The sequence below is a fragment of the Shumkonia mesophila genome (assembly GCF_026163695.1).
In the GTDB taxonomy this organism is placed as follows: domain Bacteria; phylum Pseudomonadota; class Alphaproteobacteria; order Rhodospirillales; family Shumkoniaceae; genus Shumkonia; species Shumkonia mesophila.
This window is the reverse complement of sequence record NZ_JAOTID010000001.1, coordinates 631,549-657,617: the sequence shown is the minus strand read 5'-3', so window position 1 is coordinate 657,617 and position 26,069 is coordinate 631,549. Positions and strand designations below refer to the sequence as shown.

At 66.6% G+C, this 26,069-nt stretch carries 27 protein-coding genes and 1 tRNA gene; 15 read left to right on the top strand and 13 right to left on the bottom strand.

Features of this window, described 5'->3' with window-relative positions; all coding sequences use genetic code 11:
- Nucleotides 1-44: 44 nt before the first annotated feature.
- Entirely contained in the window at nt 45-812 is a 768-nt protein-coding gene (locus ODR01_RS02955) for a tetratricopeptide repeat protein (protein ID WP_316976095.1), read from the top strand.
- On the top strand, nt 805-1,299 hold the full coding sequence (locus ODR01_RS02950) for a hypothetical protein (RefSeq protein ID WP_316976094.1): 495 nt from the start codon (nt 805-807) through the stop codon (nt 1,297-1,299). Before ODR01_RS02955 ends, ODR01_RS02950 begins: the two co-directional genes overlap by 8 nt.
- A 5-nt stretch (nt 1,300-1,304) precedes the next feature.
- Here ODR01_RS02950 and ODR01_RS02945 read toward each other — a convergent pair whose 3' ends face one another.
- Nucleotides 1,305-1,973 (bottom strand): glutathione S-transferase family protein, encoded by a 669-nt coding sequence (locus ODR01_RS02945; RefSeq protein WP_316976093.1) that lies wholly within the window; start codon nt 1,971-1,973, stop codon nt 1,305-1,307.
- Between the two features lie 293 nt (nt 1,974-2,266).
- Between ODR01_RS02945 and ODR01_RS02940 the strand changes: the two genes are divergently transcribed.
- The 5 genes from ODR01_RS02940 to ODR01_RS02920 all read left to right on the top strand — a co-directional run bounded on the left by ODR01_RS02940 (nt 2,267) and on the right by ODR01_RS02920 (nt 5,924).
- Nucleotides 2,267-2,776 (top strand): YHS domain-containing (seleno)protein, encoded by a 510-nt coding sequence (locus tag ODR01_RS02940; protein ID WP_316976092.1) that lies wholly within the window; start codon nt 2,267-2,269, stop codon nt 2,774-2,776.
- Nucleotides 2,777-2,801: 25 nt separating this feature from the next.
- Nucleotides 2,802-3,746 (top strand): protein-methionine-sulfoxide reductase catalytic subunit MsrP, encoded by a 945-nt coding sequence (msrP, locus tag ODR01_RS02935; protein WP_316976091.1) that lies wholly within the window; start codon nt 2,802-2,804, stop codon nt 3,744-3,746.
- Between the two features lie 29 nt (nt 3,747-3,775).
- The gene (locus tag ODR01_RS02930; protein ID WP_316976090.1) at nt 3,776-4,405 is read left to right on the top strand and encodes a protein-methionine-sulfoxide reductase heme-binding subunit MsrQ; all 630 of its coding nucleotides are present in this window, start codon (nt 3,776-3,778) and stop codon (nt 4,403-4,405) included.
- Nucleotides 4,406-4,489: 84 nt separating this feature from the next.
- Nucleotides 4,490-5,446 carry an iron exporter MbfA gene (mbfA, locus tag ODR01_RS02925; protein WP_316976089.1) on the top strand — a complete coding sequence of 319 codons (957 nt, stop codon included), beginning with the start codon at nt 4,490-4,492 and terminating at the stop codon, nt 5,444-5,446.
- A gap of 157 nt (nt 5,447-5,603) precedes the next feature.
- Nucleotides 5,604-5,924, top strand: a complete 321-nt coding sequence (locus ODR01_RS02920) for an HlyU family transcriptional regulator (RefSeq protein ID WP_316976088.1) — start codon at nt 5,604-5,606, stop codon at nt 5,922-5,924.
- A gap of 54 nt (nt 5,925-5,978) precedes the next feature.
- Here the strand turns inward: ODR01_RS02920 and ODR01_RS02915 are convergent, their stop codons facing one another.
- Both ODR01_RS02915 and ODR01_RS02910 read right to left on the bottom strand, forming a co-directional pair.
- A complete protein-coding gene (locus ODR01_RS02915) occupies nt 5,979-8,447 on the bottom strand; it encodes a hypothetical protein (protein ID WP_316976087.1) in 2,469 nt (822 codons plus the stop codon).
- A 163-nt stretch (nt 8,448-8,610) separates the two neighbouring features.
- Nucleotides 8,611-9,039 (bottom strand): VOC family protein, encoded by a 429-nt coding sequence (locus ODR01_RS02910; RefSeq protein WP_316976086.1) that lies wholly within the window; start codon nt 9,037-9,039, stop codon nt 8,611-8,613.
- Nucleotides 9,040-9,216: 177 nt separating this feature from the next.
- On the opposite strand from ODR01_RS02910, the gene ODR01_RS02905 reads away from it, so the two are divergent.
- Nucleotides 9,217-10,191, top strand: coding sequence for an MBL fold metallo-hydrolase (locus ODR01_RS02905; RefSeq protein ID WP_316976085.1), 975 nt, complete (start codon nt 9,217-9,219; stop codon nt 10,189-10,191).
- An 89-nt stretch (nt 10,192-10,280) separates the two neighbouring features.
- Here the strand turns inward: ODR01_RS02905 and polA are convergent, their stop codons facing one another.
- Both polA and ODR01_RS02895 read right to left on the bottom strand, forming a co-directional pair.
- Nucleotides 10,281-13,055, bottom strand: coding sequence for a DNA polymerase I (polA, locus tag ODR01_RS02900; protein WP_316976084.1), 2,775 nt, complete (start codon nt 13,053-13,055; stop codon nt 10,281-10,283).
- A 39-nt stretch (nt 13,056-13,094) separates the two neighbouring features.
- Nucleotides 13,095-13,274, bottom strand: a complete 180-nt coding sequence (locus ODR01_RS02895) for a zinc-finger domain-containing protein (RefSeq protein ID WP_316976083.1) — start codon at nt 13,272-13,274, stop codon at nt 13,095-13,097.
- Nucleotides 13,275-13,395: 121 nt separating this feature from the next.
- Here ODR01_RS02895 and ODR01_RS02890 point away from each other — a divergent pair, with 121 nt between their 5' ends.
- The 3 genes from ODR01_RS02890 to ODR01_RS02880 all read left to right on the top strand — a co-directional run bounded on the left by ODR01_RS02890 (nt 13,396) and on the right by ODR01_RS02880 (nt 15,493).
- Nucleotides 13,396-14,355 (top strand): ABC transporter ATP-binding protein, encoded by a 960-nt coding sequence (locus ODR01_RS02890; RefSeq protein ID WP_316976082.1) that lies wholly within the window; start codon nt 13,396-13,398, stop codon nt 14,353-14,355.
- Complete coding sequence (locus tag ODR01_RS02885; RefSeq protein WP_316976081.1) at nt 14,352-15,344, top strand: alpha/beta hydrolase; 993 nt, start codon at nt 14,352-14,354, stop codon at nt 15,342-15,344. The genes ODR01_RS02890 and ODR01_RS02885 overlap by 4 nt, the downstream gene beginning before the upstream one ends.
- 72 nt (nt 15,345-15,416) lie before the next feature.
- Nucleotides 15,417-15,493 (top strand) — tRNA-Arg (locus tag ODR01_RS02880).
- A gap of 40 nt (nt 15,494-15,533) precedes the next feature.
- Here the strand turns inward: ODR01_RS02880 and ODR01_RS02875 are convergent.
- Nucleotides 15,534-16,676 carry a cysteine desulfurase family protein gene (locus ODR01_RS02875; protein ID WP_316976080.1) on the bottom strand — a complete coding sequence of 381 codons (1,143 nt, stop codon included), beginning with the start codon at nt 16,674-16,676 and terminating at the stop codon, nt 15,534-15,536.
- Between the two features lie 3 nt (nt 16,677-16,679).
- On the bottom strand, nt 16,680-17,033 hold the full coding sequence (locus ODR01_RS02870) for a DsrE/DsrF/TusD sulfur relay family protein (protein WP_316976079.1): 354 nt from the start codon (nt 17,031-17,033) through the stop codon (nt 16,680-16,682).
- Nucleotides 17,034-17,123: 90 nt separating this feature from the next.
- Here ODR01_RS02870 and ODR01_RS02865 point away from each other — a divergent pair, with 90 nt between their 5' ends.
- Nucleotides 17,124-17,789 (top strand): ArsR/SmtB family transcription factor, encoded by a 666-nt coding sequence (locus ODR01_RS02865; protein ID WP_316976078.1) that lies wholly within the window; start codon nt 17,124-17,126, stop codon nt 17,787-17,789.
- Nucleotides 17,790-17,813: 24 nt separating this feature from the next.
- Here ODR01_RS02865 and ODR01_RS02860 read toward each other — a convergent pair whose 3' ends face one another.
- The 3 genes from ODR01_RS02860 to ODR01_RS02850 are packed head-to-tail and all read right to left on the bottom strand — an operon-like array spanning nt 17,814 to nt 19,940.
- Entirely contained in the window at nt 17,814-18,776 is a 963-nt protein-coding gene (locus tag ODR01_RS02860) for a hypothetical protein (RefSeq protein WP_316976077.1), read from the bottom strand.
- On the bottom strand, nt 18,773-19,411 hold the full coding sequence (locus ODR01_RS02855; protein ID WP_316976076.1) for an RT0821/Lpp0805 family surface protein: 639 nt from the start codon (nt 19,409-19,411) through the stop codon (nt 18,773-18,775). The genes ODR01_RS02860 and ODR01_RS02855 overlap by 4 nt, the downstream gene beginning before the upstream one ends.
- Nucleotides 19,398-19,940 (bottom strand): RNA polymerase sigma factor, encoded by a 543-nt coding sequence (locus ODR01_RS02850; protein ID WP_316976075.1) that lies wholly within the window; start codon nt 19,938-19,940, stop codon nt 19,398-19,400. The genes ODR01_RS02855 and ODR01_RS02850 overlap by 14 nt, the downstream gene beginning before the upstream one ends.
- 192 nt (nt 19,941-20,132) lie before the next feature.
- Here ODR01_RS02850 and ODR01_RS02845 point away from each other — a divergent pair, with 192 nt between their 5' ends.
- A complete protein-coding gene (locus ODR01_RS02845) occupies nt 20,133-21,050 on the top strand; it encodes a hypothetical protein (RefSeq protein WP_316976074.1) in 918 nt (305 codons plus the stop codon).
- Nucleotides 21,051-21,117: 67 nt separating this feature from the next.
- On the opposite strand, the gene ODR01_RS02840 is transcribed toward ODR01_RS02845, so the two are convergent.
- The 3 genes from ODR01_RS02840 to ODR01_RS02830 all read right to left on the bottom strand — a co-directional run bounded on the left by ODR01_RS02840 (nt 21,118) and on the right by ODR01_RS02830 (nt 23,342).
- Entirely contained in the window at nt 21,118-21,519 is a 402-nt protein-coding gene (locus ODR01_RS02840) for a Crp/Fnr family transcriptional regulator (RefSeq protein WP_316976073.1), read from the bottom strand.
- 33 nt (nt 21,520-21,552) lie between these two features.
- Nucleotides 21,553-22,494 (bottom strand): UDP-glucuronic acid decarboxylase family protein, encoded by a 942-nt coding sequence (locus tag ODR01_RS02835; RefSeq protein WP_316976072.1) that lies wholly within the window; start codon nt 22,492-22,494, stop codon nt 21,553-21,555.
- An 86-nt stretch (nt 22,495-22,580) separates the two neighbouring features.
- A complete protein-coding gene (locus ODR01_RS02830; RefSeq protein WP_316976071.1) occupies nt 22,581-23,342 on the bottom strand; it encodes a metallophosphoesterase in 762 nt (253 codons plus the stop codon).
- A 228-nt stretch (nt 23,343-23,570) separates the two neighbouring features.
- On the opposite strand from ODR01_RS02830, the gene ODR01_RS02825 reads away from it, so the two are divergent.
- Entirely contained in the window at nt 23,571-24,815 is a 1,245-nt protein-coding gene (locus ODR01_RS02825) for an EAL domain-containing protein (protein ID WP_316976070.1), read from the top strand.
- Between the two features lie 3 nt (nt 24,816-24,818).
- On the top strand, nt 24,819-26,063 hold the full coding sequence (locus ODR01_RS02820) for an EAL domain-containing protein (RefSeq protein WP_316976069.1): 1,245 nt from the start codon (nt 24,819-24,821) through the stop codon (nt 26,061-26,063).
- Nucleotides 26,064-26,069 lie beyond the last annotated feature (6 nt).

The window sequence follows — 26,069 nt, the reverse complement described above, 5'->3', positions numbered from 1 at the left end:
GGAAGCCGGAAGTCTATCGGCCCCGGCGATGGAGGAACAGGGCCGTGTTGCGCGATTGGATCATGGGTTTTGCGGGGCTCGCCTGCCTGACGGCCGGGCCGGCGGCGGCGGCCGAGCAGACCGACCGCGAGGCGGCCCGCCAGTATGCCGCCTGCATGTCGCTGGCCGAGACCGCCCCCGGGGAGGCCTTCGACGAGGCCATCGCCTGGCGCGACATGGGCGGCGGCAATGCCGCCTCGCATTGCCAGGCCAAGGCGCTGTTCTATCTGCAGCAATACGGCGAGGCGGCGCGGCGCTTCGAGGCGCTGGCCCAGGCCGTGAAGTCGGGCCCCAAATTCAAGGCCGAGCTGCTGGCCCAGGCCGCCCAGGGCTGGATGCAGGACAACAACCCCGAGCGGGCCGACGATGTGCTGACGGCGGCCCTGCAGCTCAACCCCGAGCACCCCGAGTTGTGGATCGACCGCGGCTTGGCGCGCGCCGGCTTCCGCTCCTACCGGACGGCGATCGCCGATTTCACGCAGGCGCTCGAGCTGGACCCCGACCTCGTCGAGGCCTACACCTTCCGGGCCGCGGCGCATCGCTATCTCGACGAACTGGACGCCACCACTGCCGATCTCGAGCGGGCGCTCGCCCTCGATTCGCTAAACCCCGACGCCCTGCTGGAGCGCGGCATCCTGCGCCGGCTCAAGGGCGACGCCGCCGGCGCCCGCGCCGACTGGCTCAAGGTCATCGAAGTGGCGCCGGGCACGGCGGCGGCGAGCACCGCCCAGGGGAACCTCCAGAACCTCGATCTCGGCAACAGCAATGGCTGAGCCGGGCGGCCTCAAGGAGCGGCCGGCCTTCGAAGTGCCGGCCGGCCATGCCGTGCTGCGCCGGCAGGATGGCGCTTCCGCTCTCTGCCTCAAGGGGCAGCGCGCGGCCAAAGGATACGTTCAGGACTACACGGTGGCCCTCGCCCCGGCGGCCGAGGGCGGTCATCGGCTCGATTTCATCGACCCCGAGGAGCGGCTGACCGATTGCGGCGCCAGACTCGCCTTCGTCGCCGATCCGCATCCGGCCGAACAGGCGGCCCCCCGTCCGCACCCGCGGCCGGGCGATCTGGTCGAGAGCGCCGAGGGCCTGTGGCTCGCCGTCTCGGAAACCAGCGGGCTCTATCGGTTCGTCTCGTTCATCCATGTCGAAACGGGAGTGGTGCGGCGGCTGCGCGAGGCGACGCTGACCGCCATTCATCCGCACTGGCGGATCGCCGCCCCACCCGCCCTTGCCGTCCTCTTCCCCGGCCTCGCCTCCGGACGCTAGACCGCTCAGAAGTCGAGGTCGGCGTAGTGGCGGGGCGGCGGCGCCCCCGGAATGTGATCGGCCAGCAGCGGCCGGAAGCTCGGCCGCGACTTGACGCGGGCGTACCAGTCCTTGGCCTCGGGGTGGTCCTCCCACGGCACGTCGCCCAGGTAGTCGACGGTGGAAAGGTGGGCGGCCGCCGCGATGTCGGCCAGCGAGAAGTAATCGCCGGCCAGCCATTTGCGGTGGCGCATCAGGAAGCCGATGTAGTCGAGGTGGGTGTGGACGTTGGCGTGGCCGGCGCGAATCGCCCCCGAGTCGGGCTCGCCCAAGCCGAGGAATCGCTTGGTCATCTTCTCGCCGACCAGGTTCTCGGTGACCTCGCGGTTGAACTTCTGATCGAACCAGCCGACCAAGCGGCGAACCTCGGCCCTCAGGAAAGGATGCGGGCCGATCAGCGGCGGCTCGGGCGTGATCTCGTCCACGCACTCGCAGATGGCGTCGCTGCCGCACAGCGCGGTGCCGTCGGGCTCGACCAGCACCGGCACCTCGCCGGCCGGGTTCAAGGCCAGGAACGCCTCGCGCCGTTCCCACACCTGTTCGGCCCGAAGGTCGAATTCGATTCTCTTCTCATGGAGAACGATCCGCACCTTGCGGCAGAACGGCGACAACCAGAGGTGATAGAGCACCCGCAAGGAGACCCCCCGAAACCAGAACGCCGTCCGTGCTCCGAACCCGCAACGGACCGCCCGGGCCACCCCCTTCGGCCCGGCTCCCCAAGGAATTAGGCCCTGGCGGCCCGCGCCGCAAGACGAAAGCGGCGATTTCGCCGCGCCGCACCGCCGGGCGATCCCTCACCGCCCCTTCACGGGCTTGTTATTCGCACCACGGTCCGCACGTCACCAGATGTCCGCCAGGGCCCAAGCCGGAGAACGGCGTGCGGCCAGCGGATTCTCGAGAGCCGGATGCCCCGGCGGGAGAGACGATCATGACCCCAGCAACCCCCATGGCGCGGCGCACCCCTGCCGCTTTCCTGGTCGGCATCTTCCTGTTCGCGTTGGCGGCCGTCGGCGTGGCCGCCCTTGGTGCGGCGGCCCCAGCCATAGCCGGCATGACGGTCTACACCGCCGAGGGCGCGGCCATCGAGGGCTACGACCCGGTCGCCTATTTCACCGACGGCAAGCCCGTCCCCGGCAAGACCGAGTACAGCCACGACTGGATGGGCGTCACCTGGCGCTTCGCCAGCGCCGAGCACCGCGACGCCTTCGCCGCCGATCCGGCGAAATACGCCCCGCAGTACGGCGGCTTCTGCGCCTGGGCGGTATCGGAAGGCTACACGGCCGAGATCGATCCCGACGCCTGGCACATCGAGGGCGGCAAGCTCTACCTCAACTATTCCAAGTCGGTGCAGGAGCGCTGGGCGAAGAACATCCCCGGCAATATCCAGAAGGCCGACGGCAACTGGCCCAAGATCAAGTCCGACCTCGCTGCCAAGTAAGGCTTCGCACAAGGAAACGCCGACCATGCTGATCCGCTTCGCCAGGGCCTCCGACGTCAAATCCTCCGAGATCACGCCCAAGGCCGTGTTCGAGGAGCGCCGCCGCTTCCTCAAGACCGCCGCCGTGGCCGGCGCCGGCCTGGTCGCCGGGCATTTCCTGCCGGCCCCGGCCGAGGCGGCGCTTCAGGGCATAACCAAGGGCAGGTTTTCCACCGACGAGGAACCGACCTCGCAGATGTCGATCACCAGCTACAACAATTTCTACGAATTCGGTGGCGACAAGACCGACCCGGCCCGCAATTCGAAAAACTTCAAGCCGAAGCCGTGGACCGTCGCCGTCGGCGGCCATTGCGAGAAACCCGGCACCTACGCCTACGAGGACGTCATCAAGGGCTTGCCCTTGGAGGAGCGCATCTACCGGCTGCGCTGCGTCGAGGCGTGGTCGATGGTCATCCCGTGGGTCGGCGTGCCGCTGGGAGACGTGCTGAAGAAATACGGCCCCACCGGTCAGGCCAAGTACGTCGCCTTCGAAACCGTCGTGCGGCCCGAGGAGATGCCCGGCCAGAAAACGCCGCTCCTGCCCTGGCCCTATGTCGAGGGCCTGCGCATGGACGAGGCCATGCACCCGCTGGCCATCCTGGCGGTCGGCCTCTACGGCGAGGAACTGCTGCCCCAGAACGGCGCGCCGCTGCGCCTGATGGTGCCGTGGAAGTATGGCTTCAAGTCGATCAAGTCGATCGTCAAGATCACCTTCACCGAGACCGAACCGCCGACCACCTGGAACAAGCAGGGGCCGGTCGAATATGGCTTCTATGCCAACGTCAACCCGACCGTCGACCACCCGCGCTGGAGCCAGGCCAAGGAGCGGCGCATCGGCGAGTTTCTTAGGCGCGACACCCTGATGTTCAACGGCTATGCCGACCAGGTCGCCGGCTTGTACGCCGGCATGGACCTGCGTAAGTTCTATTAGGCCGTTCCCGCCCGCGCCCAAGGATCGCCATGACCCGCGAGCAGCGTTTGCGCCGGATCGTCAAGCCGGCCGTCTTCGCCCTTTGCCTCGGCCCGCTGGCCTGGGCGGCGTGGCTGGCGGCCAGCAGCGGGCTGGGCGCCAATCCCATCGAGGCGGCGATCCGCCATTTCGGCGACTGGGGCCTGCGCTTCCTTCTGATCGCGCTGGCCGTCACGCCGCTGCGCGAGATCACGGGTCTCTCCCAGTTGGCCCGCTTCCGCCGCATGATCGGGCTGTTCGCCTTCTTCTATGTGTTCCTGCACTTTTCGGCCTACGTCGGCCTCGATCAGTTCTTCGACTGGCAGGCGATCTGGGCCGATATCGCCAAGCGCACCTACATCACCATCGGCATGGCCGCCTTCGCGCTGCTGGTGCCGCTTGCCGCCACCTCGACCAAGGGCTGGATCAAGCGGCTGGGCGGCAAACGCTGGCAGGTCCTGCACCGCGCCGTATACGCCGCCGGGGTGCTCGGCGTCATTCACTACTTCCTGATGATCAAGGCCGGCTATCGCGAGGCGGCGGTCTATGCCGTCCTCCTCGCGCTGCTGCTCGGCTGGCGGCTGTTCGCCCGCTGGCGCAAGCGGGCCGCCAAGGGCGCCGGCACCCCCCTGCCCGCCTAGGGTTTCTTGCGCCGCCCGCGCGCGCGGCACTATATAACCCCCCGAACCATGCCGGTGACCGGCAATCAGGGGGAGGAAGCATCCGTGAAGCGTTTTTCCGAGTTGAGCGAACAGGAAATCCTGGCGCTGGCCATCGCGCTCGAGGAAGAGGACGCGCGCGTCTACGCCGACTACGCCGACGGGCTCAAGGACAACTTCCCGGCCTCGGCCAAGGTGTTCGCCGAGATGGCGGAGGAAGAGAACCTGCACCGCCGCCGCCTCATCGAGGCGCACCGCACGGCGTTCGGCGAGCACATCCCGCTGATCCGCCGCCAGGACGTCAAGGGCTTCGTCGTGCGCCCGGCACTATGGCGGGTGCGGCCGCTGCGCCTGGAGACGGTGCGCAAGCAGGCCGAGACTATGGAATACGAAACGCGCCGCTTCTACGAGCGGGCGCTGGAGCGCACCAGCGACGCCAGCGTGCGCAAGCTGCTGGGCGACCTGGCGGCGGCCGAGCGCAGCCACGAATCGCTGGCCTCGAAACTCACCGAGCTGCACGTCACCACCGACGCCGCCAAGGAGGAGGAAGAAACGCGCCGGCGCATGTTCATCCTCCAGGTGGTGCAACCGGGCCTGGCCGGGCTGATGGACGGCTCGGTCTCCACCCTGGCCCCCCTGTTCGCCGCCGCGTTCGCCACCCACAACACCTGGGAGACCTTCCTGGTCGGGCTCGCCGCCTCGATCGGCGCCGGGGTTTCCATGGGCTTCGCCGAGGCGATGTCGGACGATGGCTCGCTGACCGGGCGCGGCCGGCCGTGGATGCGCGGCCTGATCACCGGCGCCATGACGACGGTGGGCGGCATCGGCCACACGCTGCCCTACCTGATTTCCGAATTCCGGGCGGCCACCGCCTTTGCCGTCGCCATCGTGCTCATCGAGCTGTGGGTCATCGCCTGGGTGCGCGCCCGCTACATGGACACCAAGTTCCTGCAGGCCGCCTTCGAAGTGGTGGTTGGCGGCCTCATCGTCTTCGCCACGGGAATCCTCATCGGCAGCGCGTAGGCTAAAAAAGGGGCGAACCACAGAGGCACCGAGACACAGAGAATCCCAAAGGCGCGGGCCAAGCCCGCGCACCCCTTCCTCCTCTGTGCCTCTGTGGTGAACTGGTGAACCTTTCTCAATGACGCTAAACTGTCCGCAAAGGACGGGGAGGACGGGCATGGCGGGCATCGGCGGATTTCTGAAGGGCCTGTTCGGCGGCGGACGGACGGCGGACGGCGGGGAAGGCGGCGAGGGCGGAACCCCTGCGGTCGGCCCGGAAGGCCTCGACTACAAGGGCTATCGCATCCACCCGGTGCCGCGTCGGCAGGGCGGCCAGTGGCTGACCGCCGGCGTCATCCGCAAGGACATCGCCGGCGTCGCGAAGGAGCATTCCTTCATCCGCGCCGACACCTTCGGCAGCAAGGACGACGCCGCGGCCATGGCCGTGGAAAAGGCCAAACTGATCATCGACGAGCGCGGGGATAAGATGTTCGGATGAAGGGAGATACCGCTCCGTCACTTCCTATTTTTCGTTAGTTAGTTAGGGTCCACGTCAGTTTTGCTGCCTCTTTTGGTGGTCTTGGCGGCGCCGGAAACGTGCGTGTCTCCACGCATCATAGCTTGGCATGCCAAGATAAAGCTGCTGGGTGAGGTCGCCTAAAGTAAAAAGATCGTCCAAATGGATGTAAGCAGGGTCCGACAGCTCAGCGTGGCGACCACCTAATTTGCTCCAAGAGGATTGAAGATCCCATTCCGCAAAAAGCTCGGTACTTGTAAACACAATTACCGAAGCGCGAGGCTGCCCCGTCTTAAGGGGTCTCCGTCCCCACTCAGCAAAAGAGCGTAGGAGATCTTTCTCATCGTCACCTAAGGACTGTTTCAGGGTAGAAAATAGAAAATGCGCGCCTGGAAAAGCTTTCGCAAGATGACGAAACCGTAAAATATCTTCTTCCTCAAACACGTCACATTTATTTTCCCCTTCCTGACCACGAAATCCGCCGAAACTCTTATTTTCTCCGATGATCAGTTCAGGCTCTGGATCAATCCAGAACTTTTTTCCCTCTTGATACCACGCAATAAAATCGGCTTCAAATTTACTTTCTTGTTCTAAACCAGTTGAATACGTTATGGCAGCATCGAAATGTTGAAGCATCTTAAGTGCCCTCAATGTCAACACCGTTGAATATGCTCCCTGCGCGTAATTTGGCAGACTGAACGGACCGATCGAACGGTACCTCCAAGCTTTCTCACGGAAGTTGAAATTTCCTTGCGGAAAATCAAATGACGCAAGGCATCTCTCACATGTAATATTATAACCTATCTTGTCCAAACCATACCAATTGTCAAACTCGCAGTGTGGACAAGAAACGACAACACCGAGTCTGAGAACGTTACGCTTTGCAAAAATATCCAGATCTATATCGAAATATGTCGAAAGCTTTTTTCGGTTTGAAAGCAACGCTTTCCATTCTGATACTGCGGCAGTCCTATTTTGTCGTCTAGACATTTTCTCCAAAAGACGCAGTGTCTTCTCGTCAGCGAGAATGCTGCATTCTGGCAAACTACCAACCGCCTTGATTACTTGGTTGGCGTTCTGACCGGCTGCCGAAGGCAGTACGGCAAATCCCTTCGAGCGCATCCAGCTGCAGATAGCGTCCTGTTGTCGTTTCAAGAGCACAGAATTGGTGCTCGATTTGTAACGCTGTGGCAGCACGATCCCTTCTCGTGTGACAACAGAAAAGCCTCCCATTGTCAGACGTGCTGTATCCGAGTTCATAACATTTGGAAGATAGGAAAGCGCGAATTCTGATTCCTGGCCAAAGTGGCTGAATGTCACTACGTTCGACCAACGCGCGTGGTTGGTGCCAAAATGATAGCGTTCAGCAAAATTGGGATATAGAGCGGGCACACGAACGTGACCGTCGCCATCGTAGGGATCTACTTCGAAATCCTTGGTATCCGAGGTGAGTTCTGTTCTGCGTGGTTGAATTGTCCCATGGCGCCATTGATATGGTGGCCGCCAGATCGGGTCATACCAAGACTTTAACGCCCAGGAATCTTTGGCGAGGCTGGCCAAATGCTCTCTTGCCAACGCTCCGGCGTGATTATCAGAAATTGAGCGGGAAAACTCCACGGTAGTGTGAATCATTACGCCATTTCGGTTATTCGGAAGAGGACGGTGGTCGGCCTTAATCCGTCGGCGCACAAATCGAGAAAGGTCGCCAAGCCAATTTAGCGGGATTGGCAGAACTTGGCTGCGGAACTGGCGGAGATTCCAAAAATCGATGAGATCGATGGTCTTAGTGGGATCAAAAACGAAAACGGTTGGATCGGTGTGACCTGTCGGCGAAAACTCAACGCCATACCGAGAAACCTGAAGCGGGGAGATGTAAGAATTTTCGAAAAATTTCTGACATGTCTTTGGTGTACATTTTAGCTCGGTCGGATCAAAAACGTCCGCGAATCCCTTGCTTATATATGCAAGGTCCTTCGCCTCCGGGAACATGCCAAAAACAGCTTCGGTAAATGCATCGTGGCTAGCGTGTGGCGCGAAAGACGCGTACGGCCTTCTGTGGCGGGAAACAAACTGAAACTCTTGTTCATACCGGTGCTTGTACAGGTCGAATATATTCAAGCCGTATGCAAAATCGGGCCGATGAACCTCCTTGCTCTCAACAAAATTGTCGAGGGTAACGACGCGTCCCCGGCCGAGTCTTCGGACTTCATCGACAATGCCTGTTTCTTTCGCCAATCCCGATTCGGCTTCCACAAAAACGTCGGGTTCGAAAAACCGTACATAGGCTTCGGCAAGACCCGGTCCCGTAATTTCAGCATGGCGGTTCCCCCTCCATGCTGAAGGTAGTACTTTAGCGACCGGAATGATCGGATTGAATGCGCCACCCCACAAGCAACAACACAGGCGCATGAAACGCCGCACAACGTGATGGTTCTCTTGTGTGGGACGCACCAAAAACCCAATACGGGTGGGACGCAGCCGGACGGAACCATATAGGCGAGCCATCGGGTTTCCTCCCTTTCCACAGGCACGGCTAAGCAGCCTGCTAGCAGATCTTTGTTCAGCCTCTTGTTAGAAAGAGATCTTAAAATCTTGACCGCAGGTTGTGAAACATCTTCTTGCCCGCCGCCTTTCAACCAACAGACAAAAATGAGCGCTTAGTACCGTGCTATAGTCCCGGCTCCCCGCCGTCGGCGATCTCGTCGTAGCCCTGGCCCAAAAACTCGATCAGGCAGAAGCCGTGGCCGAAGGGGTCGGCCAGCGTGGCCAGCCGGCCCCACGGGTGGGTGCCGACCTTGCCCTCCAGGCGGGCGCCGGCGCGCTCGGCTTTCGCCACCGCCGCCTCGATGTCGGGGACCACGAAGTCGAGGTGCACCGGCGTCCAGTGGCGGTCGTAGGCGCGCCGCGAGGCCATCGCCGAGGATGACACCCGCGAGCCCTCCGGCCTGGCCAGCAGGTAGAGGGGGGCGTTGCCGCCCAGCATCTCGACCGCGAAGGCGCCGAAGCGCCGCCCGACGGTGAGCCCGAAGGCCTCGCCGTAGAAGGCGACGGCGCGCCCCAGATCGTCCACGTCGATGTTGACCAGCAGATCGGCCATTCCCGCCTCCCGTTGCCGCTCTCCTTCATATGGCTTTTTTTCCCGCGCACGGAATACGGGACCCCTTCGGCTGTTCGTGAAACCGTCTGTTGAAATCGCCGGGGCCTGATCGAATATCGGGAAAGAGGTTCCGATGGGGCCTTGTCGGGGAGCCACGAGAGACGGGAGAGACCAGCTATGCACCACGCATACCGTACGCTGGCGGCGGCGGTCGTCGGCTTCGTTCTGCTGGCGGCGACGCCGGCCCTTTCGGCCAACGTCAAGGTCACGCCCTTGGGCAGCCATGCCGGCGAGTTCTGCGCCTTCGACAGGGCGATGATTTTCGAGGACCCGGACGGCACGCGCATCCTCTATGACGCCGGGCGCACGGTGCGCGGGGCGGAGGACGAGCGGCTGGGCCGCATCGACGGCGTGCTGCTGAGCCATGTGCACGGCGACCACCTGGGCGACGCCTGGGGCTCGGGCCCCGACGCCGGGACCTGCGACAAGCCCGACATGTCGGTGAAGGCGACGCCGGAAAGCGCCACGGTGAAAATCGTCGTCGGCAAGAAGGCCAAGTTCTTCGTCGGCGGCGAGATGAACAGCTGGTTCAACAAGAAGGTGCCGGCGGCGGGCGGCAGCGCCGATCAGGTGCTGCTGGTGCGCTTCGGCGGCGTGCGCACCCTGGGCGGGGTTTCCATCTACAGCGTGCCGGCGGTCCATTCCAACGGCATCGGCCCGGCCTTCCTGGAGGGCGACATCGCCAGGCACATGGCCGAGTCGGGGCTTACCGCCTATGTCGGCCCGCCCGGCGGCTATGTGCTGAAATTCAGCAACGGCCTGGTCGCCTATCTTTCAGGCGACACCGGGGTGACCGCCGAGCAGGACACCGTGGTGCGCCAGTTCCTCAAGGCCAACCTGGCGGTGATGAACATCGGCGGCATCTTCAGCACCGGCCCCGCCGAGGCGGCCTATGTGGTCAACGACCTGGTGCAGCCGAAATCGGTGATCGCGTCGCACGCCAACGAGGCGGCGACCGAGAAGGGCAAGGTCAAGCCGGGCAGCAAGACCGAGACCTTCATCAAGGCCACCAAGGCCCCGGTCCACCTGCCGCTCAGCGGCAGGACCATGGAATTCGACGGCCAGGGCACCTGCGTGGCCGGATGTTCGTGAAGAAAATTTCGGGGACACCATATTTAATTCACCCCCTTGTCTTGAATGGCGACAAGGCGTTTCTTGAATTAAATATGGTGTCCCCGAAATTAATGCGCCTCGTCCCAGCTTTGCGCGATGCCGGTATCCACCACCAGCGGCACGTCGAGCTTCGCGGCGCCTTCCATCACCGCCTTGACGACGGCGGCGGTGGCCTCGGTTTCGGCGTCGGGCACCTCGAAGACCAGTTCGTCGTGCACCTGCAAAAGCATGCGGGCCGACAGGTTGGCGGCCTCCAGGGCGGCCGGCAGTTTCACCATGGCCCGCTTGATGATGTCGGCGGCGCCGCCCTGGATGGGGGCGTTGATGGCCGCCCGCTCGGCGAAGTTGCGCATGGCCGGGTTCTTGTCGGCGATGCCCGGCGTCGGGCAGCGCCGCCCGAACAGCGTGGCGACGACGCCCTTGGTGCGGGCCTCTTCCTTGGTCTTCTCCATGTAGTCGCGGATGCCGGGATAGCGGGCGAAATAGGCCTGGATGTAGGCGTCGGCCTCGCCCCGCGGAATGCCCAGCTGGCGGGCCAGGCCGAAGGCCGAGATGCCGTAGATGATGCCGAAATTGATGGCCTTGGCCTTGCGCCGGACCATCGGGTCCATGCCCTCGATCGGCACCCCGAAGACCTGGGAAGCCGTCATGGCGTGGATGTCGAGGCCCTTATGAAAGGCCTCCGTCAGCGCCTCGATGCCGGCGACGTGGGCCAGCAGGCGAAGCTCGATCTGCGAATAGTCGGCGGATAAGAGCTTGAACCCCGGCTCGGCGATGAAGGCGCGGCGGATCTTGCGCCCCTCCTCGGTGCGGATCGGGATGTTCTGAAGGTTGGGGTCGGTCGAGGCCAGCCGCCCGGTCGAGGTGGCGGCCATGGCATAGCTGGTGTGGACGCGCCCGGTCCGGGGATTGATCTGGCCGATCAGGGTGTCGGTGTAGGTGCTCTTGAGCTTGGCCAATTGCCGCCAGTCGAGGACGCGCGCCGGCAGGTCGTGGCCTTCGGCGGCCAAGGCTTCCAGCACCTCGGCGTCGGTCGAATAGGCCCCGGTCTTGCCCTTCCTGCCGCCCGCCAGCCCCATGTCCTCGAACAGCACCTCGCCCAGCTGCTTGGGCGAGGCGACGTTGAAGGGCCGGCCGACCAGCTGGTGGATCTTGTCCTCGAGGTCGACCAGCCGGCCGGCGAAATCGTCGCTCAGGCGTTTCAGTTCGGTGGCGTCGACCTTGATGCCCCAGCGCTCCATGCGCTCCAGCACCGGCACCAGCGGGCGGTCCATGGTTTCGTAGACCGTCACCATGCGCTCGGCGATCAGGCGGGGCTTGAGCACGTTATACAATTTGAGCGTGACGTCGGCGTCCTCGGCGGCGTAGTCGCGGGCCGCTTCGAGCGGCACCCGGTCGAACGTCACCTTGTTCTTGCCGGTACCGGCCACGTCCTTGAACTGGATCGTCTTGTGGTCGAGCAGGAGTTCGGCCAGCTCGTCCATGCCGTGGCCGTGCAGGGCGCCGTCGAGCACGTAGCTGATCAGCATGGTGTCGTCGATGGGGGCCACCGCGACGCCGAGGTTGGCCAGCACCTGCATGTCGTACTTGATGTTCTGGCCGATCTTGAGGACCGAGTCGTCCTCCAGCAGCGGCTTCAAAAGCTCGATGGCGCGGGCCATCGGGATCTGGCGGATCTCCGATTGGGCGGTGGCGGCGTCGCCGCCGAAATCCAGCGCCCCCTGGGCGGCCGGCGCCTGGTGGCCGAGCGGGATATAGCAGGCGTGGCCGGGCTCGACGGCGAGCGAGACGCCGACCAGCTTCGCCGTCATGGCGTCGAGCGAGGTGGTTTCGGTGTCGAAGGCGACGAAGCCGGTGGCGTGCGCCGCGGCGATCCACGAGGCCAGGGCGGTCTCGTCCTGGACCAGTTCGTAGCGCGGCTGGGCGGCCACCGGCACCGGAATGACCGCCGGCGCGTCGCCGACGGCGGCCGGCACGGGGCTGCCGGCCATGAGGCGGCCCTCCAGCTTGGCGATCAGCGAACGGAAGGCCTGCTCGCGCAAAAAAGCCATGGCGGCCGGGCCGTCCGGCGTGCGCTTGACGAAGGTTTCGAGCGGCGCCGTCACCGGCACGTCCTTGCAGAGCGTGACCAGGCGGCGCGATACGCGGGCCATCTCGGCGTGCTCGATCAGGGCTTCCCGGCACTTCGGCCTCTTCACCTCGGCGGCGCGGGCGAGCAGCGTGTCGAGGTCGCCGAACTCGGCGATCAGCTGGGCTGCGGTCTTCACCCCGATGCCGCGGATGCCGGGCACGTTGTCCGACGAATCGCCGGCCAGGGCCTGCACGTCGATCACCCGCTCGGGGCCGACGCCGAACTTCTCGCGCACCTCGTCGGGGCCGATGACGCGGTTGCGCATGGCGTCGTAAAGGGTGATGCCGTCGCCGACCAGCTGCATGAGGTCCTTGTCCGACGACACGATGGTGACCTTGGCCCCCTTCTCGTGGGCCAGGCAGGCGTAGGTGGCGATCAAATCATCCGCCTCGTAGCCCTCCATCTCGACCTGGGCGACGTTGAAGGCCCGGGCCGCCTCGCGCACCAGGGCGAACTGCGGGATCAGGGCCTCGGGCGGCGGCGGGCGCTGGGCCTTGTAGTCGGGATAGATCTCGTTGCGGAAGGTGCGCCTCGCGGTGTCGAAGACCACCGCGATGTAGTCGGCATCGGTGTCCTCGATCAGCTTCAGGATCATGGTGGTGAAGCCGTAGACGGCGTTCACCGGCGTGCCGTCCGGCCGGGTCATCGGCGGCAGGGCGTGGAAGGCGCGGAAGATGAACCCCGAGCCGTCGATCAGGAAGACGTGCTGCATCGACCCTCCTTCGGGAACGCGGCCGGGGTGGCGCCCGCCTCAGCGGGCGACGCTGGTTTCGGAGTCGCCGGCGTAAACGAAACGGCGCGAGCAGTAGGGGCAGACCGTTTCCTTGTCGGGGTCCATGGTCAGGAAAATGCGGGGATGGCCCAAGGCGCCGCCGTTGCCGTCGCAGGCCACCCGCTTGTCGTTCACATAAATGGGTTCGTCCGCGTCCATGCCCAAGCTCCCAACACCGTTGACCCACTGGAGGAGGGGATGATACCGATTGGCGACGGACAATCAACGCCGGGATTGCCGCACCTCGGATTCCCACGTTCCCAGCCCATATATAGGCTCCATGGCCGAGATCCCGAACGCCAACGCGGTAGAAACCACCGCCCTTTGCAAGACCTACCGCGGCAGCCGCCATCGGCCGCCGCACCCGGCGCTGGTCGACGTCACGCTGGCGATCCCGCGCGGCTCGTTCTTCGGGCTGCTCGGCCCCAACGGCGCCGGCAAGTCGACCCTGATCAACATCCTGGCCGGGCTGGTCATCAAGACCTCAGGCACGGTCGCCATCAGCGGCCACGACATCGACACCGAATCGCGGGCCTCGCGGCGCGCCATCGGGGTGGTGCCGCAGGAACTCAACATCGATCCCTTCTTCACGCCGCGCGAACTTTTGGAGGTGCAGGCCGGACTTTACGGCGTGCCACCCTCCAAACGGCGCAGCGACGAGATCCTGGACCTGGTCGGACTGGGCGACAAGGCCGACGCCTACACCCGCACCCTTTCGGGCGGCATGCGCCGGCGCCTGCTGGTCGCCAAGGCGATGGTCCATTCGCCCGACGTGCTGGTGCTGGACGAGCCGACCGCCGGCGTCGACATCGACCTTCGCCGCCGCCTGTGGGTGGCGGTGCGCGAACTCAACATCCGCGGCACCACGGTGCTGCTGACCACGCACTACCTGGAAGAGGCGCAGGCGCTGTGCGACCGCATCGCCATCATCGACGCCGGCCGGGTGATCGCCTGCGACACCACCGAGGGACTGCTGCACCGCATCGACGCCAAGGAGATGACGGTGACGGTGGACGTCGATCTCGTGGCGGTGCCCGCCGCGCTTCATCGTTTCGATCCCGAACTGATGAACGGGCGCCGGCTGGTCTTCCGCTATCCGCCGAGTCGCACCGACAGTGGCCAGATCCTGGCCGCCGTCGGCGAGGCCGGGCTGCGCGTGGTCGACCTCACCACGCGCGAGGCGGAACTGGAGGACATCTTCCTGTCCTTGACCCGCCGGCAGGGTGCGACCGCCCCGTGATCCGCCGCCTCGCCCTCGCCGCCGCCCTGCTCGTCGTCGCCGCCTGCGCGCCGCGCATCGAGGCGGCCGGCCCGCCGGTCGCCGAACCCGTGCTGGGTACCGAAGCGTTCGTCGCCGCCGACGGCGCCAGATTGCCGTTGCGCGTCTGGCGCCCGGAGGGACAACCCCGGGCGGTGGTGCTGGCGCTGCACGGCTTCAACGACTATTCGAACGCCTTCGCCGGCATCGGCGCCTTCCTGGCCGGCAGGGGCGTCGCCGTCTACGCCTACGATCAGCGCGGCTTCGGGGCCACCGCCATGCGCGGCCTGTGGCCAGGCATCCCGGCGCTCACCGGCGACCTCGGAGCGGCGGCGGCGCTGCTGCGACGGACCCACCCGGACGTTCCTCTCTATGTCCTCGGCGAAAGCATGGGCGGTGCCGTCACCATGGTGGCGGTGACCGGACCCGAGCCGCCGGCGGTGGACGGCGTCGTCCTGGTGGCGCCGGCGGTGTGGGGGCGGGAATCCATGCCGTGGTATCAACGCGCCGCCCTTGCCGTGGCTTCCTACACGGTGCCGTGGCTCAAGCTCAGCGGCCGGGGGCTCGGCCTCAAGGCGTCGGACAACATCGAGATGCTGCGCGCGCTGTCGCGCGATCCGCTGGTCATCAAGGAGACCCGGGTCGACGCCATCCATGGGCTGGCCGACCTGATGGACGCGGCGCTGGCCGCGGCGCCGCGGCTGACCGGCCGGACCCTGGTGCTCTATGGCGAGAAGGACGAGATCATCCCCAAGGAGCCCAGTTTCCGGATGCTGGGCAGCCTGCCGGCGGCCGAACGCTGGCACCAGCGGACGGCCCTTTACGAGAAGGGCTTTCACATGCTGCTGCGCGACCTCGAGGCCCCCGCCGTGTGGGCCGACGTCACCGCCTGGATCGGCGATCCGCAGGGGCCGCTGCCATCCGGCGCCGATACCCACGCCCGCCAGGTGCTGACCGCCGCCGCCCCGTGATTCGGCCCTTCCCGAAGGTCGGCCATAATGACTTTACCGACGCGCGGCCTTAGCGTAATGTCGCGCCCCGCGGCGCCCGTAGCTCAGATGGATAGAGCGCATGCCTCCGGAGCATGAGGTCGCAGGTTCGAGTCCTGCCGGGCGCGCCAATCCTTTCCGCTTTTCCCCGTCACGCCCCGCCGCCATTCGTTAATTTGCGCGACGCCCGGCGGCGAGCAAAGGCAGCCTCGAAAGCGCCTCGACGACCGCGTCGACTTCTTCCGCCGTCGTCTTGCGGCCGAGGCTGAAGCGGATCGCGCCCATGCCGACTTCGGGGGCCACCCCCATCGCTTTCAGTACCGGCGACAGTTCGATGCGCCCGGCATGGCAGGCCGAACCGGTCGAGGCGGCGACGCCGTCGAGCGCCGCCAGGATGTCGGCGCCGACGCGCCCGACGAAGGAGACGTTGAGGGTATTGGGCAGCCGCCATTCCGGATGGCCGTTGAGTGCGACCTTGTCGCCGAAACGCTGCTGAAGCGCGTGCCAGAAGCGATCCCGCAGCCCCTTCACCCGCTCCATGACCGAAAGATCGCCGGCAAGAACGCAGGCCGCACCCAGCGCCGCCGCCAGCAGGGCGCTTTCGGTGCCCGCCCGGCGGCCGCCTTCATGGCCGGCACCGTGCACCAGGGGTTCCAGCGCGGTCCCAGCCCGCACGTAAAGCGCGCCGATCCCCTTCGGCGCATAAAGCTTGTGGCCGGCGATGGTCAGCAAGTCGACGCCGAGATCATCGACCCGCGTCGGGATCTTGCCGACGGATTGGGCGGCGTCGGTGTGCAGCGGAATGCCGTGGCGGCGCGCGATGGCGACGCATTCGGCGATCGGCTGGAGGGTGCCGACCTCGTTGTTGGCGTGCATGATGCTGACCAGAATGGTGTCGGCGGTGATGGCCCGCTCCAGGTCGGCGGGATCGATGCGCCCCGTGGCGTCGACCGCCAGCCACGTGACCTCGGCGCCCAGGCGTTCGAGGAAACGCAGCGGGGCGACGATGGCCGGATGCTCGACGCTGGTGGTGACGATGTGCCGACGCGGGCGTTGGCTGGCGAAGAAGGCGCCCTTGAGCGCCATGTTGTTGGATTCGCTGCCGCCGCTGGTGAACACCACCTCGCCAGGGTCGCAGCCGAGCAGGCCGGCGACCTGCCGGCGGGCCTCCTCGATCCCCCGACGGGCGGGGACGCCCGCCCAATGGGGACTGGAGGGATTGCCGAACGCCTCCTCCATCGCGCCTTCCATGGCGGCGGCGACCTCGGGCGCCAGCGGCGTGCTGGCGTTATGGTCGAGATAGATCCGCCGCATGGCCTAGAACACCAGGACCTTGTCGGCGGCCAGCGTCGCCGCCGCCAGTTCGTCCATGGTGCTTCGACGGGCGCCGTCCAAGAGGTCGTCGTCGGTCATGCCGCGCGCGTCCATGCAGGTGCCGCACATCAACACGCCGCCCTTGCCGAGGGCCACCCGCCGGACCATGCGCTCCATGTTGTAATAACCGTCAGGCGTCTTCTGGCCCCTGCGGGCGGCGACCACCGAGTCGGCCATCAGGAAGACGGTGATCTCGGCCTCGGGGTCCTTCTTCATGAGGGTGTGGGCCAGCCTGAGCGCGTTGTAGCAGTGTTCGGTGCCGTAGGGCGGGTCGTTGAGAATCAGCAGGATCTTCATCGCCAGGCGTCCTTCCGGTCCTTGCCAAGCCTCCTCGGAGACCATACATTCAATTAATCTCTTGAATGATATAACGATAGGAGGCCGGCGATGTCAACAACCCCCAAGCAGGCCCTGTTCGCCGAGTTCGCGGCGGTGGCCCGGGCGCTGGGGCATCCGCACCGGCTGGAGATCCTCGAACACCTGGCGCAAGGAGAGCGGGGCGTCGAGGCGCTGGCCGAGCGCACCGGCCTGTCCGTCGCCAACGCCTCGCAGCATTTGCAGCAGTTGCGCCGGGCCGGCCTGGTCGCGGCGCGCCGGGACGGCAAGTTTGTGCTCTGCCACCTGGCCGACGACGGGGTACTGCAATTGCTCTCGGCGCTGCGCCACGTGGCGGAACGCAATCTCGCCGAGGTGGACAGCATCGTGCGCGGCTATTTCGCGGACCGCGACAGCCTGGAGCCGGTGTCGCCCGACGAACTGCTCGGCCGCCTGCGCGAGGGGGCGGTGACCGTGCTCGACGTCCGTCCGGCCGACGAGTTCGCCATGGGCCACCTGCCGGGAGCGGTCAGCATGCCACTGGACCAGCTTGAGGCGCGGCTGGCCGAACTCGACCCCACGCAGGACGTCGTCGCCTATTGCCGCGGCCCCTACTGCGTGCTCTCGTTCGAGGCCGTCGCCGCTTTGCGCGCCCGCGGCTTCAAGGCGCACCGCCTGGAGGATGGACTGCCGGAGTGGCGGGCGGCCGGCCTTCCGATCGAAGCCGCCGCGGCGTAGCGGCGTTCGCCCCGGATCTTTCCCTCAGCGGCTTTGCCAGATGCCCTTTCCGTCGCGGCAGGCGCTGCCTTGCTGTTGGCTGGTGCGGCCGCGCACCGAGATTTCCTGCCGGTAGTCGCGGCAGAAGGCGCCCGCCGGCGTGCGGACGGTGCGCAGCGGCGTGACGGCGACAGCATAGCCGCCACCGTTGGCCGTCACCGTCTGGCCGCTTTTCGTCTTTTCCAGGGCCCGCTGCACCGTCTCCGCCCGCAGGCGGGCGGCGGCGGCAGGCAGGGACAGCGGTCTGGGCCCATAGGCGACAAGGTCCATCTTCTGGGAATCGGCCCCCGAAAAATCCAGGATGCGCCGCACGTAATGGCCGGCCGCCGGGGCATAGTACCAGCGGCTGCGTTGCGCCCAGTGGCCGCCGTACCGACGGTCGCAGACGATCTCGAAGGTGTCGAATCGTCCGGCCGGCACCGCCACCGTCTCGGTGCCCGCCACCCAGCATTTCCACTCCTGCAGATAGGACGACGGTTTGTCGTCGCCGTCGCGATAGGTATCGCTGGAGGAATAGGCCGTGCGGTTGCCGACCTTGAGCGGCCACAGCGCCTTGGGCGCGACGTCGGGTTTTGCCGTTCCCGACGCGGTGGTTCCGTCATTCCGCTTCCACGACCAGGACAGTCGGGGCAGGGCGAAGTTGCGCAGGGTGGCATAGCGGAAGTCCGCCCCGGCGTCCCAGCGGATCGTGGCGCCGTCGACGGCGGCGACGGTGTGGACGCGGTTGTTGTCGAACGCGAAGGCGTCGCCGACGCCGTATTCGGGCAGGGGCGCCGGCGGCAGCGCCGGTCCGCCGCTGCGGGTTTCGACGTAGGCCAGGTTGGCCGACGTGAGCGTGGCCTTCAGGTTCTCGAACCCTTCGCTGGCGTTCTGGCAGGCGGCCACGATGCAGGCCGCCGCGACGATGGCCAGCACGCGTCCCGGCAGCGTCGGAAGGGGGGGCGTCATGATCCGCGGCTGATGGCGTCTTCGTCTTTCGGCAGGATCTCGTAGCGAACCTTCCACACGCCGTCCGCCTGGCGGCAGGCGACCCCGAACCGGCGGTCGACGACGCCCCCGATCACCACCGTCTCCCGGTACTCGCGGCAAAAGGTGCCATCGGCCCGCTGCATGGTGCGGACCGGCGCGATGACGCCGGAATGCCCGGAGTCGGGATTTTGCCAGCGGACGTCGGTGCCGCTGACTTTCTTCTCCAGGGTCTGTTGCAGGGTGCCCTCGCGCAGGCTGAGGTCGGCGACCGTCATCCCCGGGGCTGCGGAGCGGTCGCCGAGATAAAGCCCGCCGATGGTCCCGCCGACGCCGATCATCAGGCCGGCCAGCGCCGCCGCCAGGGCGCGCCAGGACGACGGGAGGGCGCGAGGCCGCCGGCCCGCCGTCACCGTCGCGACGAGGCGTTCGGGCACCGCCTCGGTGAGCGGCTCGTTGAGCGCGGCGCGGGCCAGCGTGGCGCTGCGCCTCATCGCCCGGACCGTTTCGCGGTCCTCGGCCGACGAGGCCAGATGGGCCTCGACCTCGCGGGCGGTTTCGGCATCCAGTTCGCCGTCGGCATAGGCCATCAGGGTACTCAGCTCAAACCGTTCCATGACCGACCTCGTTCGTTTCCTGTGGCCGTTCCGCCACCGGCCCCGCCCCCACCATGCGGTCGAGCGACAGGCGGGCGCGGGACAGCCGGCTCATCACCGTGCCGACCGGAATGCCGAGCACGTCGGCGGCCTCGCGGTAGGACAGCCCCTCGACGCAGACCAGCCCCAGGACGGCGCGCTGCGGATCGGGCAGGGCGCGGATGGCCTGGCGGACGGCGGCCAGGGTGAGGCGCGCCTCGATACGCCGCAAAGGGCCGTAATCCGCCACCGTTTCTGGGTCCACCGCCTCGAGATGGGACCCGCGGATCGATGCCGCGCGGCAGGTATCGATCCACGTCGTCTGGACGATGCGAAACATCCAGCTGTCGAGCCGCGTCCCGCCCCGCCACTGTTGGGACTTCGTCAGGGCCTTCTCCAGGGCCGCCTGCACCAGGTCGTCGGCCTGGTCGGGACGGCCGGCCAGGGCGCGCGCGAAGCGCCGCAGCCGCGGCAACAGTTCGATCAGCCCGTCCCGGAATATCTGGTCCACCCTTGCCAACCCGCACACGCCCCGCCATCGTTGGATTGAGAACGGCCCAATTATCCGGTTATTCCCGCCCCGGCCCAAAAAAATTATCCTCGACCGACGCCGGAATTTTTCACCGCCCGGCCCGTTGTCGCCACGAGGACGGAATGCGTCCGGATGGCCCGGTCCAGGGCCGAAGCGACGGGATGGACAGAGATGAACCGAGGTAACGCCATGGAAAGACAGCACGTATCGGACTTGCGGCCAGGCGGATTCGCCGGCCGCGCCGCCATCATGGCGTCGGTGGCCGGCGCCCTCGCCATCGCGCTGGCGGCGGCGCCGTTCGGCCTCGATGCCGGAAGCTTCCTGCCGATCGACAAGGCCGCCTTCGCCAAGGACGGCAACGGCGGCGGCAATGGCGGCGGCAACGGCAACGGCAATAGTGGCGGTAATAGCGGCAATAGTGGCGGCAACGGCAACGGCAACGGCGGCGGCGCCGACAGCCCAGGCGGTCCCGACAGCAGCGCCGCGAGCGGCACGTCCAGCGAGCCGGGCTCGGTCGGCCGCGGCAACGCCAACGGCCGTAGCGGTGGCGGAACCGCCGGCGCGTCCGCGTCGAATCCCGGACACGGCGGCACGGCGCCGGGCCAGGCCAAGGGTTTCGAGGCCGGTCCGGCCAGCCCGTCGGCCTTCGGACCCGAAGCCAGCCGCGGCGCCGCCAAGGGCGAAACGGCTCGCGACCGCAGCCGTACGCAGACGCAGACTCAAACCCAGACGCAGACCCAGACTCGCAGCCGGGATCGCGCCACGGTCGGCAAGGCCACGCTCGATTCGCTGGCCGATACCCTCGGCGTTGACGTCACCGAACTGGAGGCCGGCCTGATCGGCGCCGGCTGGTCGCACCCCGGCGGCCCCTCGGTGCAGGGAATCGCCGGTGCCATGAACGCGGCGGATCAGGCCAAGGCCAATGCGTCGCCGACCTCGGCGGTCGGTTTCTCGGCCGCCGCCGAAGCCGTTGCCGCCGGCGCCGGCGATGAGGAGCCTGGCGAGGAAGCCGACGACGGCACGGTCGATGCCAGCACCGGGACCGACGTCACCCCCGGGTCGGCCCCGGCCGTCTCTCCCGGTCCGTGAGCCCATCTTCCGTGCCATTGCAGTTCGGCCCGCCGCATCGCGGCGGGCCTTCTTTTTTGGAAAACCGTCACGCCCCGCCGCTCGGCCGCCAATCCATGCGCTTGAGTTCGGCCACCTCGTCGGAGAGGTCGCGCACGCGCCCGACCAGGATCTCGATGACGCTTTTCATGACCGGGTCGACGGCATCCAGGCGGGCCAGGAACTCCTGGCACGAAATGCGGATGGCCTCGACCCGGGTCAGCGCCACGCCGGCGGCCATGCGCGGCCGCTTGTCCAAAAGCGCCATCTCGCCGACCACGGCACCCTTGCCGCAGCGGGCCAGGATGCGCGGGCTGCCGGTGCGCACCCCGGCGCGGATCTCGACGTCGCCGCTGGTGATAAGGTAGGCGGCGTCGCCCGGCTGCCCCTCGTCGAACAACAGCGCAGCGGGCTCGAAGGCGACCTTCTCGAAACCTTTGCCGACCGTCATGCGCGCCCTCCTGGCCGCCCGGGTGCCGCCGGCCTAGAGGGTGCGGCGAAAATAATCGATGGTGCGGGCCAGCCCGTCCTCCAGCGCCACCTTCGGCGTCCAGCCCAGTTTCTCCTTGGCCAGCGAGATGTCCGGACAGCGCTGGGTCGGATCGTCGGCCGGCAACGGCCGGTATTGGACCGACGAGCCCGAGCCCACCATGGCGACGACCGTTTCGGCCAGTTGGCCGATGGTCATCTCGCGCGGGTTGCCGAGGTTGAGGGGGCCGGTGACCTCGTCGGGCGCCGCCATCAGGCGCACCAGGCCGTCGACCAGGTCGTCGACATAGCAGAACGAGCGGGTCTGGTTGCCGTCGCCGTAAACGGTGATCGGGTTGCCCTTGAGCGCCTGCACGATGAAGTTGGAAACCACCCGCCCGTCGTCCGGGTGCATGCGCGGCCCATAGGTGTTGAAGATGCGGGCCACCCGGATGTTGACGCCAAGCTGGCGGCGATAGTCGAAGAACAGCGTTTCGGCGCAGCGCTTGCCCTCGTCGTAGCAGGCGCGCGGGCCGATCGGGTTGACGCTGCCGCGGTAATCCTCGGTCTGCGGGTGGATCTCGGGATCGCCATAGACCTCGCTGGTCGAGGCCTGGAGGATCTTGGCGCCGGTCCGCTTGGCGAGGCCCAGCATATTGATGGCGCCGTGCACGCTGGTCTTGGTGGTCTGCACCGGGTCGTACTGGTAATGCACGGGCGAGGCTGGGCAGGCCAGATTGTAGATCTCGTCGACCTCGACGTAGAGGGGAAAGGTCACGTCGTGGCGCAGCAGCTCGAAGTAGGGGTCCTTGAGCAGGGGCGCGATATTCTCCTTCACCCCGGTGAAGAAGTTGTCGACGCACAGCACGTCGGCCCCGTCGGCCAGCAGCCGCTCGCACAGGTGCGAACCCAGGAACCCGGCGCCGCCGGTCACCAATACCCGTTTGCGTGAATGCATGATCCCCCCGCCGATTGGCCGGCTTGTCCTGAGCGGACCCTACATCGGAAGGGACCGGCCGGGAAAGCCAAAAGGGCGATGTCGCCTCAAGTCTGCAGCAGGCGTCGCGAGCCGCCTTCGAGCACCAGGCAGGTCAGGCGGCCCGAGGAATAGGCGCCGGTATCGATGCCGATACGGTTCGGCCGGAAGACGGGGACGGGGGCGATGGTGTGGCCGTGCACGACGATGGCGCCGAAAGGGCCGTCCCAGTCGAGGAAATCGCCGCGAATCCACATCAGGTCGAGGGGGGTCTGCTCGGCCAGACCGACCCCCGGCCGCACCCCGGCATGGACGAACAGGTAGTCGCCGACGGCGTGGCTGGGCTTAAGGCGGCGCAGGAATTCCAGGTGCGCCGACCCCAGGCGCCGCGCGAGGTCGCGCCGGATGCCGTCAATTTCGGCCGGGTTGCCGGGCGGGAACGCCATCTCGATACCGTAGCTGGCCAGGGTGGCGATGCCGCCGTTCATCAGCCACGCGTCGGCCGGCCCGCCGTCGTCGAGGAATCGGAGCAGGAAGTCGTCGTGGTTGCCCCTGAGGAAAACCGTCTCGAAACCCGCCAACGGTTCGCCGGCCAAGCGCTCGATGACCTGGCGCGAGGCCGGACCGCGGTCGATGTAGTCACCGAGATAGACCAGGTTGTTGCGGGTGGCGCCGCCGGCGGCCGCGTCCTCGGCGATCAGGTCGTGCAGGCGCGCCAGCAAATCGTCGCGGCCATGGATGTCGCCGACGGCGTAGACGCGCCGCCCCTCGGGGACGCGCGGCCGCTCGGGATTCGCCTTCGTCCGGACGTCGTGTTGAACAGGCCCCATCGATGCGACTATCATCGCGCGGTCCGATCCTCCCCTCAAGCGGCTCCTTGTCCGAAACCGGGCGAGGCGAAGCGGAGGTCGAAGACGGCCCTGGACGGCGGCGGCGGCTTGGGCTATCGCCTGTGTCACGCCGGAAAAGCGGTTCTTCGTCATGTGTTAACAGGTACGGACTATTTTGCGTATATCAACCGGCAGAACGCCCCCGTTCAGAACGAGTGAGTGTTGAGGATGGCCGACCCCCGCATCCCCGCCGCAGCGAGCCCGAACGGCGTCAGCGAAGAAAGCCTGCTGCTCGGCCACCTGCGGCGACTGGAGCGCGCGCCGGCGGGGTGTTGCGCCGTGCTGTGCCATCTGTCGGAGCTGCAGGCGCCGTACCGCAAGACCCATTTCGTGCGCATCGGCGTGCGCTCGTTCGACACCCTGATCAACCATTTCGACGCCACGCTCTATGTGCTCGCCAATTCCGATGTCGCCCTGATCTGCCGCAACGTGCGCGTCGAGGACATCGACACCGCCATCTACAAGCTCCGTGCGTTGTTCGCCGAGGACCCGCTGACCGCCGAGGAGACGGTCGACGGGGCGGATCGCTTCGCCACCTGGTACGATCTTTCGGAATGGGCCGACCTCACCAATCTTGAGGACGCCATCGCCAGGCGCGAGGACGAACTGCGCCAGGACCAGCGGGAAGCGGCCGCCCGGCCGGGCGCCGGTGACCCGCCGGCGGTCCCCCTCGACGCCGCCCGGCTGGTCCACCTGGAGAAGCGCCTGCAGGCGCTGCGCCTGACCGACGTGGTGCGTCAGCAACCCGCCGTCGACGTGCGGCCGGACCGCGGCCGGCGCATCCTGTTCAAGGAGCACTACGTGGCGATGGCCGAGCTTCGGCACCGGATCGCGCCGGACATCGACCTGTTCGCCAGCCCGTGGCTGTTTCATTACATGGCCGACATCCTGGATCGGCGCATGCTGGCGGTGATCGGCCGCATGAATTTCGCGACGCTGAAGGACGACATCAGCCTCAACCTGCACGTCGGCAGCGTGACGTCGCCGGAGTTCCGGGTGTTCGACGAACAGATCGGCGGCCACACGCAAAAGGTGATCGTCGAAATCCAGATGGTCGACATCGTCGCCGACATGGGCGCCTTCATCCAGGCCCGGCAGTGGCTGCGCGAGCGCGGCTACCGGCTGCTGGTCGACGGCCTGTTCCCGATGGCGCTGCAGTTCTTCGATCCCGGCCTGCTGGAACCCGACTTCATCAAGATCAACTGGAGCCCCGACCTCGGCCGCGACCAGCGGAGCCACCAGCATGCCGAGCTCGCCGACATGATCGGCTACATCGGCCCCGACAAGTTCGTGCTGGCCCGGGCCGAAAGCGAGGACGCCATCCGCTGGGGGCTGAACCTGGGACTCCACCGTTTCCAGGGGTTCTTCGTCGACAAGCTGGTGGACGCCATGGCGAGCAAGGGATTGATGTAGCGGATGCCCAGCCAAGAAAACCTTCTGCTCGACTACGTGCGGCGCCTGGAAAAGCACAAGGCGGCGCGCCGGGCCGTGCATGTCCGCCTGTCGGGCCTGCGTCCCTTCAATCGCCGGGAGCCCCACGTGCGGGCCGCCGCCGCCAACCTGGAGCCGCTGGTCAAGGCCCTGAGCGGCCAGTTGTTCACGCTCAAGAACGCCGATCTGTTCTTCATCTACAGGGCCGAGGCGCACGCCGACACCGAGGCGGCGATCCAAAAGATCCGCTATCTCTTCAGCGACGATCCGATGCTGGCCGACGAGGCCAACGAGGCCCGTAGTTTCTGCGTCTGGTACGCCGTCGACCGCGAATACGAAAAAATCCTGCGCTTCGCCCGCAGCCTGACCGACGACGACGGCGAGACCGCCGAAACGGCCCGCGCCACGCGCGACGCCCGCCAGGCGCTGAAAGCCCGCCAGTCGAGCGGCACGCCGCTGACGCCCGAGGTGCTGAGCCGCGTCGAGGTGGCGCTGGTGCGCGCCGATCTGTCCAACCTGGTGCGCCGGCAGTATATCTGCGGGGTGACGGCGAAGGGCGTGCCGGAACCCGCCTTCAGCGAACTGTTCATCTCCATCCACGATCTGCGCGAGACCCTGCTGCCGGACGTCAACCTGGCTGGCAACCGCTGGCTGTTCCAGCATCTCACCAGCAGCCTCGACCGCCGCGTCTTGGCCATGCTGTCCAGGACCGACCACATCACGTTTACCGGCGACATCAGCTTCAACCTCAACGTCTCGACCATCCTGTCGCCCGACTTCCTGGCCTTCGACGACGCCATCACGGCCAGCCGCCGCGGCTCGCTGGTGGTCGAGATCGACAAGGCCGAGGTGTTCGCCGACCTCGGCGCCTTCCTGTTCGCCCGCAACTTCATCCAGCAGCGCGGCTATCGCATCTGCATCGACGCCATGACCCATCAGGTCATGCCGCTGCTCGATCGCGAACGGCTGGGCGCCGATTTCGTCAAGCTGCTGTGGGACCCCGAGATGGCCGACGGCGGCGAAGAGATGCAGGAAGGGGTCCGCGCCATGGTCAAGCGGGCCGGCCAGTCGCGCGTCGTCATGTGCCGCTGCGACGACCGCGAGGCGGTGGATTTCGGCCAGTCGGTCGGCATCCGCTTCTTCCAGGGCCGCCACGTCGAAACCCTCATCGCCGAGGACAACCGGCGGCGCGAACTGCTGCGCCTGAAACGGCGCATCGAACGGAGCTGACCCGGC